Source organism: Mycolicibacterium sp. XJ2546, from assembly GCF_053483195.1.
The window spans coordinates 25,759-41,048 of sequence record NZ_JBEFRW010000010.1 but is presented as its reverse complement, the minus strand read 5'-3'; the positions used below and the strand labels follow the sequence as shown (position 1 = coordinate 41,048).

Sequence of the window (15,290 nt, the reverse complement as noted above, 5' to 3'; positions counted from 1 at the left end):
CTACCGCCGCCGCGTGTTGCGCTTACCCGACGGTCGCCCCGTTCGGCTGCTTGTCGGCCGTACCGGACGGGCGCCCGGTGCCGGCTTGTCCGGTGCGGGGGTGCTGGTGGCCACCGATGCCGCCGCGACGGTCTCCGGCTGCTCCTCGGTGCCGCTGTCGGTGTCGGTGTCGGTATTGGCGGCGGCGGCCTTGGCCTCGACGCCTTTGCGGCGGTTCATCACCCGGCGGGTGTGGTTGCGCACCAGCTCGGTGCGCTCACGCATGGTCACCAGCAGCGGGGTGGCGAAGAAGATCGACGAATAGGTTCCGACGATCACACCGACCAGCTGCACCAGCGCCAGGTCCATCAACGTGCCGACGCCCAGCAGCCACACCGCGATCACCATCAGCGCCACGATCGGCAGCACCGAGATCACGCTGGTGTTGATCGACCGCATGAAGGTCTGGTTGACGGCCAGGTTGGCCTGTTCGGCGAAGGTGCGCCGGGTGGTGTGTTCGAAACCGTGGGTGTTCTCCTCGACCTTGTCGAACACGATGACGGTGTCGTAGAGCGAGAAGCCCAGGATCGTCAGCAGGCCGATCACCATCGCCGGGGTCACCTCGAACCCGACGATCGAGTACACGCCCGCGGTGACGATGAGGTCGAATGCGAGCGCGGCCATCGCCGCGATTGACATGTAGCGCTCGTAGCGCACGGTGATGTAGATGGTCGCCAGAACGATGAACACCACCAAGGCGATCAGCGCCTTCTGGGTGATCTGACCGCCCCAGGTTTCCGAGACCGCCGAATCGCTGATGGCCAGCCTGCTCGGAACGCCGTCGGCATTGAGCGGTTTGAAGGCGTCGAACAGCGCGGTGCGCAGTTCTTCGGTCTCCTCGTTGGTGAGGTGCTCGGAGCGGATCTGCACGGTGGCCGATCCGCCGCTGCCGACGAGGACCACGGATTCGGGGACCTTGTCCAGCGTCTCGGTGAACACGTTTTCGACCTGCTGCACCGAGATGGTGCCCGTCTCGGTCGCCGCGGGGACGGCGACCTTGGTGCCGCCCTCGAAGTCGATGCCCAGCGTGAACCCGCGCAACAGCATGCTGGCGATGCACACCGCGACGATGACGCCGCTGATCGTGAACCACAGCTTGCGCCTGCCGACGACCTCGAACGCGCCGGTGCCGGTGTAGAGGCGGACGAAGAAGTTGTGCTTCGGCGTCCCGGATTCCAGGCTCGGCGCCTCCACGGCGGCCGATTCGGGTGAATGCTTAGCGGCCATATGTCAGTCCCGTCCCGTCGCGTGCGCCGCCACTCGTCGTTCCCGGGCGATCTGCTGCACTGCACCGAGGCCGTTGAACGCCGGCTTGGCGAACGTCGTCGACTTCGACGCCAGGTACACCAGCGGCCAGGTCACCAGGAAGACGACGGTGACGTCGAGCACCGTCGTCAGGCCCAGGGTGAACGCGAACCCCTTCACCTGTCCGACCGCCAGGATGTACAACACCACCGCGGCCAGCAGCGTCACGGCGTTTCCGGACACAATCGTCTTGCGGGCCCTGGCCCAACCGCGTGGTACTGCGGACCGGAACGAACGGCCTTCGCGTATCTCATCTTTGATGCGTTCAAAGAACACCACGAACGAGTCGGCCGTCATACCGATACCGATGACCAGACCCGCGATGCCTGCGAGGTCCAGCGTGTAACCGATCCACCGGCCGAGCAGCACCAGTATCGCGTAAACCATTGCGCCGGAAGCGACCAGCGACAGCGCTACCAGAACTCCCAGCAGTCGGTAGAACAGCAGCGAGTACAGCAACACCGCCGCCAACCCGACCGCGCCGGCGATCAGACCTGCCCGCAGCGAGGACAATCCCAGTGTGGCCGAGACCGTTTCGGCTTCTGAGGACTCAAACGACAGCGGCAACGAACCGTATTTCAGGACGTTGGCCAGTTCGCGCGCCGATTGCTGGTTGAACTGACCGGTGATCTGGGTGCGGCCGCCCGGAATCGCCTCCTGGATCGCCGGTGCGCTGACCACCTTGGTGTCGAGCACGAACGCGGTCTGCGTGCCGACGTTGGCGGCGGTGAAGTCGGCCCAGGTCCTGGAGGCTTCGCTCTTGAACTGCAGATCGACGACGTATTCGCCGCGCTGCTGGTCCAGGCCCGAGTCGGCGTTCTCGATCTGCTCACCGTTGATGATCGACGGCGCCAGCAGGTAGACCTCGTCGCCGTCGGTGGAACAGGTGATCAGCGGCAGGTTCGGGTCGTCGTGGCCGGCCAGCACATCGTCTTCATCGCAGCGGGTGGCCTGGAACTGCAGCGCCAGAATCTGGATCTGCTGGTCGTTGCTCTGCCGTAGCTGCTTCTCATCGGCGATGCGCTGCTCCAGGGGCACGTCCTCCGGGGAGGTCGGCGTCGGGCTGGGTGACGGCGCCGGTGGCGCTGGGCTGGGCGCCGGGCTGGGCGTCGGCGTCGGCGCAGGTTGAGCCGGCGGTTCCTGCGGGTACGGGCGCGGCTGTGGCGCGGGTGCCTGCCCCTCCCCCTCGGGCGCGGGCGCCGCCGGAGCGCCCGGTTCAGCCGGCGCGGTCGGCGGGGTCCCGGGCATTCCGGGTGCGCCGGGGGGCGCTCCCGGCGCGCCGGGCATACCGAACGGCGAGCCCTCGGGCGCTCCCGCCGGCGGCTGCTCCATCGCGGGAATGGCGTGGATGACCGGACGGATGTAGAGCCTGGCGGTCTGGCCGAGGTTGCGCGCGTCGCTGGTGTCGCTGCCCGGCACGGTGATGACCAGGTTGTTGCCGTCGATGATGACCTCAGAGCCCGAGACGCCAAGACCGTTGACGCGGTCGTTGATGATCTGCTGGGCTTGGTTGAGCGCCTCGCGGGTCGGCGGTGAGCCGTCGGGTGTGCGCGCGGTAAGGGTCACCCGGGTGCCGCCCTGCAGGTCGATGCCGAGTTTCGGCTGAGCCTGTTTGTCCCCCGTCAGGAAGACAAGGGAGAAGGCGCCGATGAGCAACGCCAGAAAAAGCGTCAGATAGCGGTAGGGGTGCACCGGCGCCGAAGACGATGCCACGTTTCAGGGTCTCCTAGAGGTCAGTTCGTCAGCACCGCAGAGCGTACGTGCTCTTGCTGAGTCCTCAGTTGTCAGTCTTTGTTGTTGGGGCTCTCGGTGAGCTCGGAGGCGCTGTCGGTGTCCTCGTAGTCGTCGTCGAGGTCGTCCTCGATGCGGTCGCGTACGGCCAGCTTCATCCAGGTTGTGACGACGCCGGGGGCGATCTCCAGGTCGATGGTGTCGTCGGAGATCGCGGTGATGGTGCCCTGCAGACCCGACGTGGTGTGGATCCGGTCCCCGATTTGGAGCGAATTGTGCAGGTCGATGGTGGCCTGCATCGCCTTCTTCTGGCGCCGCGACGCGAAGAACATGAACGCGCCCAGCACGATGAGCAGAGGCAGGAAGATGACGAGGTCCATGAAGGTAACTGTCTTTCGTGTAGGTCTTGTGGTCACGGCGCGCAGACGGCAGGCCAAAGCGCCTCGTAAGTGACCAGTGTGCCATTGTGCCGGGTGACGCCGATGGACGCACCTGTCGCCCTCCCCGGTACGACGAAATCCGTTCCCGATCCCGCATTCAGGCAGTGATGCCGTCGCCCGGCCCCCTGTTTTATGGCCGAATCGGTGGCTTCGGGCTGATCTTGTGACGGCTTGCGGAGCGGGAGCCGCGCTGAACGCGGGTGCGGCTCCACAAATCGCGGGTTCTTAGAAGACGCCGTCGGCCATCAGGGTGGCGACGAAGCGGTAGATCTCCTCGGCGGTGAGTTCCACGCCGTCGGCCTCGAAGTCGATCAGCTCCGACAACAGGTCGTCGGTGGGCTTCCAGCACCGCTCGGCGATCTTTACATCGACGTACTGGAAGAGGGCTTCTTCATCTCGCGGCGCCATCGGAGCCGAAGCCCAGCGGGCGAACATCGGCCAGTCCTCTTCGGGAAAGCCGAACGCCTCGCACAGCGCGGTAGCCGAATTCTGGCGTGCAACAACAGAACTGGTGACGCCAGGCCTGTCAGGCATAGGTGGACTCCTTGGAAAACGCGACTAGAACTATCGGTATAACCTTTAGATAGGCAGGCTATCTTCCGGATATCCGGGTCACCGTCACGCAGATCACATGAGGCGGGTGAACCTCGTCCCATCCAGAGCGGCGCTGCGATCCACGTCACCCGCACACGAAACGGCGCAAAGCGCCCGTGGGCACTTTGCGCCGCTGTCGCGTTTTCCGAGAGTCGATTACCGGTGCGCGAGGTGCCCGCCACGGTGGCCGCGCGAGCGGAACCGGTCCATCAGACCCCGCTTGCGTGGTTGCGCGGTGTCCGCGGTGGGCCCGATGACCTCGGTGTGCTGATCCGCCGTGGCCGGCGCGGGCTCGTCGACGCGGTCCGTGGTGTCGACGCGGTCCGTGGTGGTGGGCGCGGCGACGGCGGCAGCCGTCGTCGAATGGTGGTCCGCCCATTCGACGTCGCGCACGCTGCGCACCGAGATGCGGCCCAGCGCGGCGGCACCCAGGAACACGATCAGCGCACCCAGGCCGTAGAAGTAGGTCAGCTCCAACGCCACCCGCTTGGCCTCCGTGGCCGCGACGGGCACGCCGGCGTCGCCGATGGCCAATGGACCGGCCAAGGCGCGGCCGATCACGAACCAGGCACCACCCGCGACGGCAAGCCAGCCGCCGAGCATGGCTGTGGCACGGTTGCGCGACACTAGCAACAGCAGACCGCCGATCACGGTGACCACACCGGGTAGCACCTGCAGCCAGCCGCGTCCGGTGGTCCAAGTCCAGGCCTGGTCAGGGCTGAACGCGAAGTTGAACAGCGGCCCGATGAACGGAATCAGCGCACCCCACGCGCCTAACAGAATCAACAGCAACCCGCTTGCCGCGCCCCGACTGCGGGGCATGTGCAAACGGCCGCCTTTGGTCGGTACACGCGTCTCGGTCATGATGCCTCCTTGGTGGTCCCTGGCTGAATACCCACGCGCTGGGCCCGGTAACCGGGCATTACCACGTTGGGCGGTATGCAGCACGACGGCCGGGGTCATCGCTGGGACGCGCTGATGGAAGCCACCGTGCATCTGCTCGACCTCGCCACCGGCGGTCGGCGGCGTCGAACCGTCACCCGAGGCGCTGACGGCCACCCGCGATCTGCTGATCGCCGTGCCGGATGCCACGGCCGCGGTCGAGGTGCTCGCCGGACGCGCCGCCTTGCACACGGCGCTGCCCGCGATTCGCTGACTTCGGTGTCCCGCCCGGGTCACGCACCGGCGCGGACCCGGTCGACGACGCCGATGATGTTGTCGGCGACGAACTTCGGCTCGTAGAGCATCAGGTTGTGGCCGCTGCCGGCAGCGATGACGTTGGTGGTGCCGAGCGCCTCGGCCAATTTGGTGTTGGCTTGGTGGATTTGGGCCAGCGTGTAGTTGTCGGGTGTGAGCGTCTCGGGCGGCACGAACTTACCGGCGCTCAGCACGATCGCCGGAACGCGCGGCAGCGGCGGCGCGGACTCGATTCGGGCGAACGCGTCGCCGCCCAATATGCCCTCTCCGCCGGGTTCGGCCGGCGCCATGATGTCGCGTTCGAATGCGGCGTTCTGCGCGGGGGTGCCGAGGGAGGGCAGGAACTCCGACACCGCGTCGACCATCACGATGCCCGCCACCAACTGCGGGTGTGTCCTCGCCAGCAGGTCGAGCACGAGGCCGCCGTAGGAATGCGCGACGAACACGAACGGCCCCGGCAACTGTGCCGCCCCGAGCAGGGCGAGCACGTCATCGACGTCCTGTTGGACGGTATGAGGTTGCGCCACGTCGGTCGACCGGTCGGCACCATCGGGCCGGGTGTTCGGCCGGTCATAGACACATGTCCGGCTCACCTTTGCGACGCTCGGCTGCACCGCGCCGGTACTGGGCACCAGTTGGGCCTGTGTGATGATGTCGTACGGTGACCGCCGGATCGGATCATCCTGTGGCACAATATAGTTCCACGCTTCTGCGTAGCTGCCCTTGCCGGGGATGACGAACACCGTCGGCGTACCGGCGCCCTGGCAGTCCAGATACAGCGACCGGTGGTCGCCGATGCCGACTGAGCCCGACGGGACGGGATCGGCGGAGCTGTGAGCGCACCCGGCAACGACGAGAACCGCCAGCAGCGCAGCCTGGATTCGCCTCACACAGCGACGCTACAGCGTGACGGCGACGCCCAACAGCACCAGAGCATCACACCCCCACGCTTTCCACTCGCACGACCGGCGGCAGGGCCAGCATGAACACGCCCGTCAGCGCGATCCACGCGGCGGTGGTGTAGGCGGCGGGCAGCCCGATCCAGGTGTGCAGCAGCGCAGGCACGCCGAGCACGGCGAACACCGCTGACCATTTCGGCAGCACGGCGGTTCGCCAGACGACGTAGGCGGTCGCGAAAACCATTGCGGCTGCGCCTAGTTGGCTGTAGTGGTACAGCCATATCGACAGCCCGAGGAACGGCTGCGCGAACTCCGTCACGGTCACGTCGTCGAATTGCACGATCGCCGCTGGCACCGCCACCTCGGCGGCCAGGCCCGCGGCCATCAATGCGAGGAACACCGTGCCGCCGATGATCGCGGTGTACACCGCCCCGGTGGGCCCGGCGGCCGACCGTAGCGTCGCGGTCAGCACCCCCAGGAACAACATGCCGAATATGACGTGCAGCAGCGGCAGGGTGCCGTTGGCGGTGAGAAACGATGCGGCGCTGCCGAAGTAGGTCTGCACGCGGCCGGGATCGTCGGGCGTTTCCGGAGAACCGACGAGGTAGGCGGGCACGATCGCCGCCGCTGACGCGATACCGCACAGCCCGCCGACCCGGATGGTTCCGCTTCCCATCGAAGAACTCCCGCTATTCGAATAGGCCGGGCTGGCCCAAGCCGTTGACGCCACTGGGTGGGGTTATGCCCAGGTGCGTCCACGCCGCCGCGGTGGCCACCCGGCCCCGCGGCGTGCGCGCGATCATCCCGGCGCGTACCAGAAACGGCTCGCACACCTCCTCGACCGTGGCGGCCTCCTCCCCGACCGCGACGGCCAGCGTGGACACCCCGACCGGGCCACCGCCGAAACTCCTTGTCAACGCGGACAGTACGGCCCGGTCGAGTCGGTCCAGGCCGAGCTCGTCAACGTCGTAGACCTCCAGCGCCGCCTTGGCGATATCCCTGGTGATGATGCCGTCGGCTCGCACCTCGGCGTAGTCGCGGACCCGGCGCAGCAGCCGGTTGGCGATGCGCGGGGTGCCGCGGGAGCGGCGGGCGATCTCGGTCCCGGCGTCGGCGCCCAGTTCGATGCCCAGGATGCCCGCGGAACGCTTGAGCACCAGTTCGAGCTCGGCCGGCTCGTAGAAGTCCATGTGCGCGGTGAAGCCGAACCGGTCGCGCAGCGGCCCGGTCAGCGCACCGGAGCGGGTGGTGGCGCCGACGAGCGTGAACGGCGCGACCTCCAACGGAATGGACGTCGCCCCAGGGCCTTTCCCGACGACCACGTCGACGCGGAAGTCTTCCATCGCCAGATACAGCATTTCCTCGGCCGGGCGGGCGATGCGGTGGATCTCGTCAATGAACAACACGTCGTGCTCGACGAGGTTGGACAGCATCGCGGCCAGGTCGCCCGCGCGTTCCAGCGCGGGCCCGGAGGTGACCCGCAGCGACGACCCGAGTTCGGCGGCGATGATCATCGCCAGCGACGTCTTACCCAGTCCGGGCGGACCCGACAGCAGGATGTGATCGGGTGTGCCGCCGCGGTTCTTGGCGCCCTCGATGACCAACTGAAGCTGTTCACGCACCCGGGGTTGGCCGATGAACTCGCCGAGGGAGCGTGGTCGCAGGCTGGCGTCGATGTCGCCTTCTCCGACGGTCAGCGCCGGCGACACCTCGCGGTCGTCGGGATCCTGCTCGGGGTCGTCGAAGCGGCTCACTTCTTACCCAACATGGACAGCGCCGCCCGCAGCGCGGTCGACTGGGTGGCCTCGGGGTCGTTGGCCAGCACCTTGTCGGTGGCCTCCTCGGCCTGTTTGGCCGCAAAGCCAAGGCCGACAAGGGCTTCCACCACCGGGCCGCGCACCGAGTGCCCGTTGAGCGCGGTGTCACCCGACGGGGTGACCGCGCCCATCTTGTCGCGCAGGCTGAGCACCATGAGTTCGGCGGTTTTCTTGCCCACCTTGGGGATTCGCGTCAGCGCCGTGATGTCGCTTTCGGCGATGGCCTGGCGCAGGGTGGGGCCGTCGTACATGGCCAGCGCACCCAGCGCGATGCTCGGCCCGATACCGGAGACCCCGAGCAGCGTGAGAAACAGGTCGCGCGCATTGCCGTCGGGAAAGCCGTACAGCGTCATCGAGTCCTCACGCACGATCATCGCGGTGATCAGCCGGGCCTCGCTGCCGCGGCGCAACGTGGCCAGCGCGGACGGTGTCGCCATCACCTTGTAACCCACCCCGGCCGCCTCGATGACGACGTGGTCGAGCGCGACGTCGAGAACCTCGCCGCGTATGGATGCGATCATCGTGCTGCTTTCACTCTGGCCTGCTGGGTCTTCAACTTCGCCTGGTACTTGCGCTTCTGCTCGGCGGCCAGCGCCTCTGCGGCGGCCATCCGCGCGATCATCGGGGCGCGCCAGCAGTGACAGATCGCCAGCGCCAACGCGTCGGCGGCATCGGCGGGCGTCGGCTTGGTCTGCAGCGCAAGGATTCTGGTGACCATCGCGGTGACCTGCGCCTTATCAGCGTTACCGTTGCCGGTGACCGCGGCCTTGACCTCGCTGGGCGTGTGGAAGTGCACGTCGATGTCGCGTTTGGCCGCGGCCAGCGCGATGACGCCGCCGGCCTGCGCGGTGCCCATCACGGTCGACACGTTGTGCTGGGAGAACACCCGCTCGATCGCGATGACATCAGGGTGGTGGGTGTCCATCCAGTGTTCAACAGCGTCGCTGATGACGAGTAGTCGGTGGTGCAGAGCCTGATCCGACGGGGTGCGTACCACGTCCACATCCAGCGCGATGACCTGCCGGCCCGTACCGCTCTCGATGACCGAGAGGCCACAGCGCGTCAACCCGGGGTCGACACCCATCACCCGCACGGCCGCTCCTTCTGTGAACACCTGTTCGAGAGCTTAACGGGAGAACCCGACACTCTCGGGCAGACACGCTCGGGGCCGGGCCGCTACGAGCGCGCCTCCGCGCGGTCCAACGGCCGCAGTGGCGTGCCGCGGTACTGCGGGGCCAGTGCGCGCCCCGCCGCCAGCAGCGGTTCGGTGCTGCGCAGCGTGCGCGCGAGGATGAACGCGCCTTCCAACGCGCCCACCAGGGCCAGCGTCACGCCGCGGGCCTGCGGTGCGTCCAGACCCCGCCCGACGAAGTAGGCGGTGCCGCCGTCGATCCACGCGTCAAACACCGAGGCTGACGTGGCGCGGAGCTCCTCGACCGTGTCGGCGACCTCGGCGGCGACGGTGCCGACCGGGCACATGTTGGCAAAACCGGTGCCCGCCATGTGCTCGGCGGCCTGCGTGTAGACGGCCTCGATCGCCTCCCCGAGGTCGGTGTGCTCGTCGACGATCGACGGGATGAGCAGCGCGTAGGCGGCCCCGGCGTTGATCAGCGCCTCCCGGGCGATCTGCACCTTGCCGCCGCGGAAATGGTGGTACAGCGAGCCGATGGGCGCACCCGCGGCCTCGGCGATGTCCTTCATGCCGACCGCGCCGTAACCCTTGCGGCGCATCAGCTCGGCGGCCGCCGTCAGAATCGCCTCCCGGGTGGACCTTGCCATTCTCGCCCCCTTCCTACAGACTAGAGTATACGTTCTAGAATCACCGTTCTAATCAGAAGAGGCCGCCATGAGCTCCGTCGACGTCACCGCAGGCACCATCGAGTACCGGCAGGAGGGCGATCCGGACGGCCCGCCGGTGGTGCTGCTGCACGGGGTGTTGTTCAACGACACGCAGTGGGATTTGGCGCTGCCGCTTCTGCCGCGGGGATTTCGTTACCTGCTGCCGGTGCTGCCGCTGGGTGGGCACCGCGTCCCGATGCGCGACGACGCCGACCTGACGATGCCTGGAATGGTCAACATCGTCGCGGACTTCCTCGACGCCCTCGACCTCGCCGACGTCACACTCGTGGTCAGCGACTGGGGTGGGCCGCTGTTTCTCACCGACATGGGCCGCGACAAACGCGTGGCGCGGCTGGTGATCTGCCCGTCGGAGGCGTTCGACAACTTTCCGCCGGGCTTTCCGGGCAAGATGGCCTGGCTGGCCAGCCGCACCACCGGCACGGTGGCACTGGCGCAGCGCCAGCTCAGGATCGGCTGGCTGCGACGGCAGTTCTTCATGCTCGGCCAGATGACGAAAAAGCCTGTGCCCCAGCATATTGCCGAGAACTGGACCAATGCCGCGCTGGCCGACAAGCGCATTCGGCGCGATCTGCTGAAGTACTGCCGCACCAAGTTCGACGACCGGGAGTTGATCCGTGCGACCAACCGGCTCGCGGACTTTGACGGCGACGCCCTGGTGCTGTGGAGCCGCAACCCCGTCATGCCCGTCGCGCACGGCGAGCGGCTAGCCGCGCTGTTACCGAAGGCGCAGTTGCGATATGTCGACGACGCCTACGTGCTCGTCATGCTCGACAACCCCGAAGCCACCGCCGCCGCGCTGGCCACCTTCTTGCTCACCGAAAGGGACAGCCGGGCCGGAAAGTACGAGTAGAACCGCGCCAAAACGTCGATCGCGGCGGGGTTGGGGCTATGCGGCGGGGAAAACGCGCAGCTAGTCCTCGTCGTCGAGTTGGGCCGCGACGTCGTCGGGGATGTCGATGTTGGTGTAGACGTCCTGCACGTCGTCGAGGTCCTCGAGCGCGTCGACCAACTTCATGATCTTGCGCGCACCCTCGAGGTCGACGGGCACGGTCACCGACGGCTCGAAACCCGCCTCGGCCGAGTCGTAGTCGATGCCGGCGTCCTGCAACGCGGTGCGCACCGCCACCAGATCGCTGGGCTCGGAGATCACCTGGAAGCTGTCGCCGAGATCGTTGACCTCTTCGGCGCCGGCCTCGAGCACCGCGGTCAGTACGTCGTCTTCGCTGAGCCCGTCCTTGTCTAGCGTCACCACGCCCTTGCGGGAGAACAGATAGGCCACCGAACCGGGATCGGCCATGTTGCCGCCGTTGCGCGTCATCGCCACCCGCACGTCGCCGGCCGCGCGGTTGCGGTTGTCGGTCAGGCACTCGACCAACACAGCGACGCCGTTGGGGCCGTAGCCCTCGTAGGTGATGTTCTGGTACTCCGCGCCGCCGGCTTCCTCACCGGCGCCGCGGCGACGCGCGCGCTCGATGTTGTCGTTGGGCACCGAGTTCTTCTTGGCCTTCTGAATGGCGTCATACAGCGTGGGGTTGCCGGCCGGGTCGCCACCACCGACGCGCGCGGCCACCTCGACGTTCTTGATCAGCTTGGCGAACATCTTGCCGCGGCGGGCGTCGACGATGGCCTTCTTGTGCTTGGTGGTGGCCCACTTGGAATGGCCGCTCATTCAGGTGGTACTCGCTCTCTAAAAAGTCGTACTCAACGTCCGGCCGACGAGTCTACGTGCATCGATGCGATAACCGACGGCGAGCGGATGGGTCCGGAAATGTAATGCTGCAGATTGGGCGCAACCGCAACGACGATCTCCTCCGGGCTCATCGACGCGATCGGCTCAATTTTCCAGATGTAGCGCATCATCGCCAATCCCATGATCTGCGACGAGATCAGGCCGCTGCGCACCTTGCGGTCGCGATCGTCGACGCCCAGCTGCGCTACGCCGATCAGGCTGCTTTCGACGATCCCCCGCAGCTTTTCGCGGGTGCCCTGATCGTGCGCTGCGGTCTGCAGCACCGACCGCAGCACCGGACCGACCTCCTCGTCGGCCCAGGCGCCCAGCATCAGACGCAGCAACGCGGCGCCGAGTTGGTCCACCGGCGTGGTCCACGCTCTGGCGACGTCGTCCAGCCACCCCTGCGGCGGATTTGTCGCCGCGTCGAGCAACCCCTCCTTGGATTTGAAGTAGTGGTAGACCAGCGCGGGATCGACGTCGGCCGCGCGCGCCACCGACCTGATCGTCGTGCCCGCCCAGCCGGTCTCAGCGAACGCTTCGCGCGCCGCGGCCAGGATCCGCGCCGCCAGCACGCCGCGTTCATCGCGCGGACCCGGAGCCGCCGGCTTCTTCGACATGTACCGATTCTAGCTCGTATTTCACGTTGCGTTGAGACTAGTTTCATCGTAGCGTGAAACTATGCCCGCATCGGAACGCGTCCTCAACGGTCCGCAAACCACCGGCCGCACCTACCGCAACTTGAGCCGGCCGCAGTTCGGGATCCGGCGCGACGCCAACGTCGCCGTGTTGATGCGCGACGGCGTCACGCTGCTCGCCGACGTCCACCGCCCCGCCGAGAAGGGCAGGTATCCGGCGCTGGTCGCGGCGTCGCCCTACCCCCGCCAGATGCAGAACCTCGGGGCGCCGGCCGGGTTCATCGAAGCGGGTGCGACGGACTTCTGGGTGCCGCGCGGCTATGTCCACGTGATCGCCAACGTCCGCGGGACGGGCGGGTCCGGTGGAACGTTCGGGTTCTTCGACCCGCAGGAACGCCGCGACATGTTCGACCTCGTCGAGTGGGCGGCCGCGCAGCCGTGGTGTGACGGCAACGTCGGCATGATCGGCATCAGCTACTTCGCGATGACGCAGTTGGAGGCGGCGGTCGAGCGGCCACCGCACCTCAAGGCGATCTTCCCGGTCGCCGCGACGGCCGATCTGTACGAGGGCGCCTCACACCACGGGTTGGCCAGCACGTCGTTCATCACCCCGTTCCTGTCGATGATGGGGCTCACGTCTGACCGCAGCGACGCGTTCTGGCGGCGCAACCCGGTGATCGCGCTGGCGCGCCGGATCCTGGCCAACCCCCGCCTGCACCGCAGGTTCGCCACGATGAACGGCGAGTCGGCGGTCACGATGATGCGCCAGCTGCTCAAGCTGCCGCACAGCCCGCACCCGTGGGACGACCTGTTCCTCCACGTCGTCGTCAAACATCCGCACCGCGACCAGTGGTGGCAGGAGCGCAATCTGCTGCCGCTACTCAAGGACGTCGACATCCCGGTGTATCTGGGCTGCGACTGGGAGAATGTTCCCCTGCATCTGCCTTCGACGTTCACCGCGTGGAACGCGTTGGCGGACAACGCTGATGTGCGCATGGGCATGCTGGGCCAGTTCGGTCTTACCTGGCCGTGGGAGAGCCTGCACCACGAGGCGCTGGCCTGGTACGACCACTGGCTCAAGGGCGCCGACACCGGGATCATGGACGGCCCGCCAGTCCGCTACGTGCTGCCCGGCGCCGACGGCTGGCACACCGCCGAGTCGTGGCCACCGCCCGTCACCTATCGTGCGTTTGCCCTGCGCGCCGACGGCGCACTGTCCGAGGATGACGGCGAACCCGGCGCACGCGACTACCTGGCGCTGGGCGCCGGCCTCAACCGCGCCAGGCCCAGCACGATCGATCCGCCGTCCGCGCTGACGTGGGCCACTGCTCCCCTGCCGGCCGCGCTCGACGTCGTCGGCGACATCGAGTTGCGCCTGACCGCGACTGCCACAGCGTCGGACACCGCATGGCTGGCCACGTTGCAGGACGTCGCGCCCGACGGCGAAGTCACCGACGTGACCGCCGGATGGCTGCGCGCGAGCCTACGGACGGTCGACGACGCGGCAAGCCGTGACGGGGCGCCCGTGCTGCCGTGCACCGACGCCGTCGCGGTGCCCGTCGGACAGGATGTCGAGTACCGAATCCCGTTGGTGCCCAACGCACGTCGCTTCGGCCGCGGGCACCGCATACGCATCGTCTTGACCAGTGACGACCAGGACCCGCAGGCGCCGGCGATCATGAACTTCCGGCATGCCAGCGTCGGCACCAGCAGCCTCAATACGGTTCGGTCCTCATCGCGATTGCTGCTGCCCGTGCTGGTTTGACGGCACAATTTCACATCGAACTTACTCCGCAGTAAGATACCGGCCATGTCGTTCTCGTTGGAACTTTCTCCCGATCTCATCCACGTCCGGGACTGGGTGCATGACTTTGCCGCCAACGTGATCCGACCCGCCGCCGCCGAATGGGACGAGCGGGAAGAGACGCCGTGGCCGATCATCCAGGAGGCCGCCAAGGTCGGCATCTACTCCATGGAGTTCTTCGCCGAGCAGTCGGCCGAGCCGTCCGGGCTGGGGATGCTGACCGCGTTCGAGGAGATGTTCTGGGGCGACGCCGGAATCGCGCTGGCCATCCTGGGCACCGGCCTGGCGGCGGCCTCACTGGCCGCCAACGGCACCCCCGAGCAGGTCGGTGAATGGGTGCCGCAGATGTTCGGCACGGTCAACGAGCCCAAGGTCGCCGCGTTCTGTTCATCGGAACCCGGCGCCGGGTCCGACGTCGGCGCCATCCTGACCCGTGCCCGCTACGACGAGGCCACCGACGAGTGGGTGCTCAACGGCACCAAGACCTGGGCCACCAACGGCGGCATCGCCGAGGTGCACGTCGTTGTGGCCACGGTGTACCCCGAACTGGGCACCCGCGGACAGGCCACCTTCATCATCCCTCCCGACACCCCAGGGTTCCGGCAGGGCCAGAAGTTCCTCAAGCACGGCATCCGGGCGTCGCACACCGCCGAGGTGGTGCTCGAGGACGTCCGCATCCCCGGTCGCCTGATCGTCGGCGGACGCGAGAAGTTCGAGGAGCGCATCGCGCACATCCGCGAGGGCAAGAGCGCCAAGAGCCAGGCGGCGCTGGCCACGTTCGAACGCACCCGGCCCACGGTCGGAGCGATGGCCGTCGGCGTCGCGCGCGCCGCCTACGAGTACGCGCTGGACTACGCCCTGCAACGCGAGCAGTTCGGCCGCAAGATCGCCGAATTTCAAGCCATCGCCTTTAAATTGGCCGATATGAAGGCCCGTATCGACGCCGCGCGTCTTCTGGTGTGGCGCGCCGGGTGGATGGCCCGCAACGGCAAGTCGTTCGACAGCGCCGAGGGGTCGATGGCCAAACTCGTCGCCAGCGAAACCGCGGTCTATGTCACCGACGAGGCGATCCAGATCCTCGGCGGCAACGGCTACACCCGCGAGTATCCGGTCGAGCGGATGCACCGCGACGCGAAGATCTTCACGATCTTCGAGGGCACCAGCGAAATTCAGCGCCTGGTGATCGGCCGCGCGGTCACCGGCCTACCACTGCGCTAACAGGTGATTTCGGCGCGCT

General features: G+C 67.4%; 16 protein-coding genes. 3 read left to right on the top strand and 13 right to left on the bottom strand.

The features are described from left to right. The 11 genes from secF to ABQE44_RS17050 form a co-directional block, all read right to left on the bottom strand. The gene (gene secF / locus ABQE44_RS17100) at positions 1-1,266 is read right to left on the bottom strand and encodes a protein translocase subunit SecF (protein ID WP_448391188.1); all 1,266 of its coding nucleotides are present in this window, start codon (positions 1,264-1,266) and stop codon (positions 1-3) included. A gap of 3 nt (positions 1,267-1,269) precedes the next feature. Continuing rightward, positions 1,270-3,057 (bottom strand): protein translocase subunit SecD, encoded by a 1,788-nt coding sequence (gene secD / locus ABQE44_RS17095; protein ID WP_448430982.1) that lies wholly within the window; start codon positions 3,055-3,057, stop codon positions 1,270-1,272. A gap of 71 nt (positions 3,058-3,128) precedes the next feature. Continuing rightward, complete coding sequence (gene yajC, locus ABQE44_RS17090; RefSeq protein WP_448391186.1) at positions 3,129-3,455, bottom strand: preprotein translocase subunit YajC; 327 nt, start codon at positions 3,453-3,455, stop codon at positions 3,129-3,131. A gap of 285 nt (positions 3,456-3,740) precedes the next feature. Then, positions 3,741-4,049 carry a cytochrome P450 family protein gene (locus tag ABQE44_RS17085; RefSeq protein WP_448391184.1) on the bottom strand — a complete coding sequence of 103 codons (309 nt, stop codon included), beginning with the start codon at positions 4,047-4,049 and terminating at the stop codon, positions 3,741-3,743. 216 nt (positions 4,050-4,265) lie between these two features. Continuing rightward, on the bottom strand, positions 4,266-4,973 hold the full coding sequence (locus ABQE44_RS17080) for a hypothetical protein (protein WP_448391183.1): 708 nt from the start codon (positions 4,971-4,973) through the stop codon (positions 4,266-4,268). Between the two features lie 311 nt (positions 4,974-5,284). After that, on the bottom strand, positions 5,285-6,196 hold the full coding sequence (locus ABQE44_RS17075) for an alpha/beta fold hydrolase (RefSeq protein ID WP_448391182.1): 912 nt from the start codon (positions 6,194-6,196) through the stop codon (positions 5,285-5,287). Between the two features lie 46 nt (positions 6,197-6,242). Then, a complete protein-coding gene (locus ABQE44_RS17070; RefSeq protein ID WP_448391181.1) occupies positions 6,243-6,881 on the bottom strand; it encodes a hypothetical protein in 639 nt (212 codons plus the stop codon). Between the two features lie 13 nt (positions 6,882-6,894). Then, positions 6,895-7,959 carry a Holliday junction branch migration DNA helicase RuvB gene (gene ruvB, locus ABQE44_RS17065; protein WP_448391180.1) on the bottom strand — a complete coding sequence of 355 codons (1,065 nt, stop codon included), beginning with the start codon at positions 7,957-7,959 and terminating at the stop codon, positions 6,895-6,897. Further along, positions 7,956-8,543: a Holliday junction branch migration protein RuvA gene (gene ruvA, locus ABQE44_RS17060; RefSeq protein WP_448391179.1), complete on the bottom strand. Its 588-nt coding sequence runs from the start codon at positions 8,541-8,543 to the stop codon at positions 7,956-7,958. Before ruvA ends, ruvB begins: the two co-directional genes overlap by 4 nt. Beyond that, positions 8,540-9,115 (bottom strand): crossover junction endodeoxyribonuclease RuvC, encoded by a 576-nt coding sequence (ruvC, locus tag ABQE44_RS17055; protein ID WP_448391387.1) that lies wholly within the window; start codon positions 9,113-9,115, stop codon positions 8,540-8,542. Before ruvC ends, ruvA begins: the two co-directional genes overlap by 4 nt. 83 nt (positions 9,116-9,198) lie before the next feature. Next, on the bottom strand, positions 9,199-9,801 hold the full coding sequence (locus ABQE44_RS17050; protein WP_448391178.1) for a TetR/AcrR family transcriptional regulator: 603 nt from the start codon (positions 9,799-9,801) through the stop codon (positions 9,199-9,201). Positions 9,802-9,868: 67 nt separating this feature from the next. Here ABQE44_RS17050 and ABQE44_RS17045 point away from each other — a divergent pair, with 67 nt between their 5' ends. Beyond that, positions 9,869-10,732, top strand: a complete 864-nt coding sequence (locus ABQE44_RS17045) for an alpha/beta fold hydrolase (protein WP_448430980.1) — start codon at positions 9,869-9,871, stop codon at positions 10,730-10,732. A 60-nt stretch (positions 10,733-10,792) separates the two neighbouring features. Here ABQE44_RS17045 and ABQE44_RS17040 read toward each other — a convergent pair whose 3' ends face one another. Continuing rightward, the gene (locus ABQE44_RS17040) at positions 10,793-11,551 is read right to left on the bottom strand and encodes a YebC/PmpR family DNA-binding transcriptional regulator (protein WP_448391176.1); all 759 of its coding nucleotides are present in this window, start codon (positions 11,549-11,551) and stop codon (positions 10,793-10,795) included. A 32-nt stretch (positions 11,552-11,583) separates the two neighbouring features. Beyond that, a complete protein-coding gene (locus ABQE44_RS17035) occupies positions 11,584-12,231 on the bottom strand; it encodes a TetR/AcrR family transcriptional regulator (protein ID WP_448391174.1) in 648 nt (215 codons plus the stop codon). Positions 12,232-12,292: 61 nt separating this feature from the next. Here ABQE44_RS17035 and ABQE44_RS17030 point away from each other — a divergent pair, with 61 nt between their 5' ends. Both ABQE44_RS17030 and ABQE44_RS17025 read left to right on the top strand, forming a co-directional pair. Then, a complete protein-coding gene (locus ABQE44_RS17030; RefSeq protein ID WP_448391173.1) occupies positions 12,293-14,014 on the top strand; it encodes a CocE/NonD family hydrolase in 1,722 nt (573 codons plus the stop codon). A gap of 45 nt (positions 14,015-14,059) precedes the next feature. Continuing rightward, positions 14,060-15,271 carry an acyl-CoA dehydrogenase family protein gene (locus ABQE44_RS17025; protein WP_448430978.1) on the top strand — a complete coding sequence of 404 codons (1,212 nt, stop codon included), beginning with the start codon at positions 14,060-14,062 and terminating at the stop codon, positions 15,269-15,271. The last annotated feature ends 19 nt before the right edge of the window (positions 15,272-15,290 follow it).

Coding starts and splice junctions, on each gene's coding strand:
- secF (WP_448391188.1), bottom strand. CDS start 1,266: ATGGCCGCTAAGCATTCACCCGAATCGGCCGCCGTGGAGGCGCCGAGC.
- yajC (WP_448391186.1), bottom strand. CDS start 3,455: ATGGACCTCGTCATCTTCCTGCCTCTGCTCATCGTGCTGGGCGCGTTC.
- ABQE44_RS17085 (WP_448391184.1), bottom strand. CDS start 4,049: ATGCCTGACAGGCCTGGCGTCACCAGTTCTGTTGTTGCACGCCAGAAT.
- ABQE44_RS17080 (WP_448391183.1), bottom strand. CDS start 4,973: ATGACCGAGACGCGTGTACCGACCAAAGGCGGCCGTTTGCACATGCCC.
- ABQE44_RS17070 (WP_448391181.1), bottom strand. CDS start 6,881: ATGGGAAGCGGAACCATCCGGGTCGGCGGGCTGTGCGGTATCGCGTCA.
- ruvA (WP_448391179.1), bottom strand. CDS start 8,543: ATGATCGCATCCATACGCGGCGAGGTTCTCGACGTCGCGCTCGACCAC.
- ABQE44_RS17050 (WP_448391178.1), bottom strand. CDS start 9,801: ATGGCAAGGTCCACCCGGGAGGCGATTCTGACGGCGGCCGCCGAGCTG.
- ABQE44_RS17045 (WP_448430980.1), top strand. CDS start 9,869: ATGAGCTCCGTCGACGTCACCGCAGGCACCATCGAGTACCGGCAGGAG.
- ABQE44_RS17040 (WP_448391176.1), bottom strand. CDS start 11,551: ATGAGCGGCCATTCCAAGTGGGCCACCACCAAGCACAAGAAGGCCATC.
- ABQE44_RS17035 (WP_448391174.1), bottom strand. CDS start 12,231: ATGTCGAAGAAGCCGGCGGCTCCGGGTCCGCGCGATGAACGCGGCGTG.
- ABQE44_RS17030 (WP_448391173.1), top strand. CDS start 12,293: ATGCCCGCATCGGAACGCGTCCTCAACGGTCCGCAAACCACCGGCCGC.
- ABQE44_RS17025 (WP_448430978.1), top strand. CDS start 14,060: ATGTCGTTCTCGTTGGAACTTTCTCCCGATCTCATCCACGTCCGGGAC.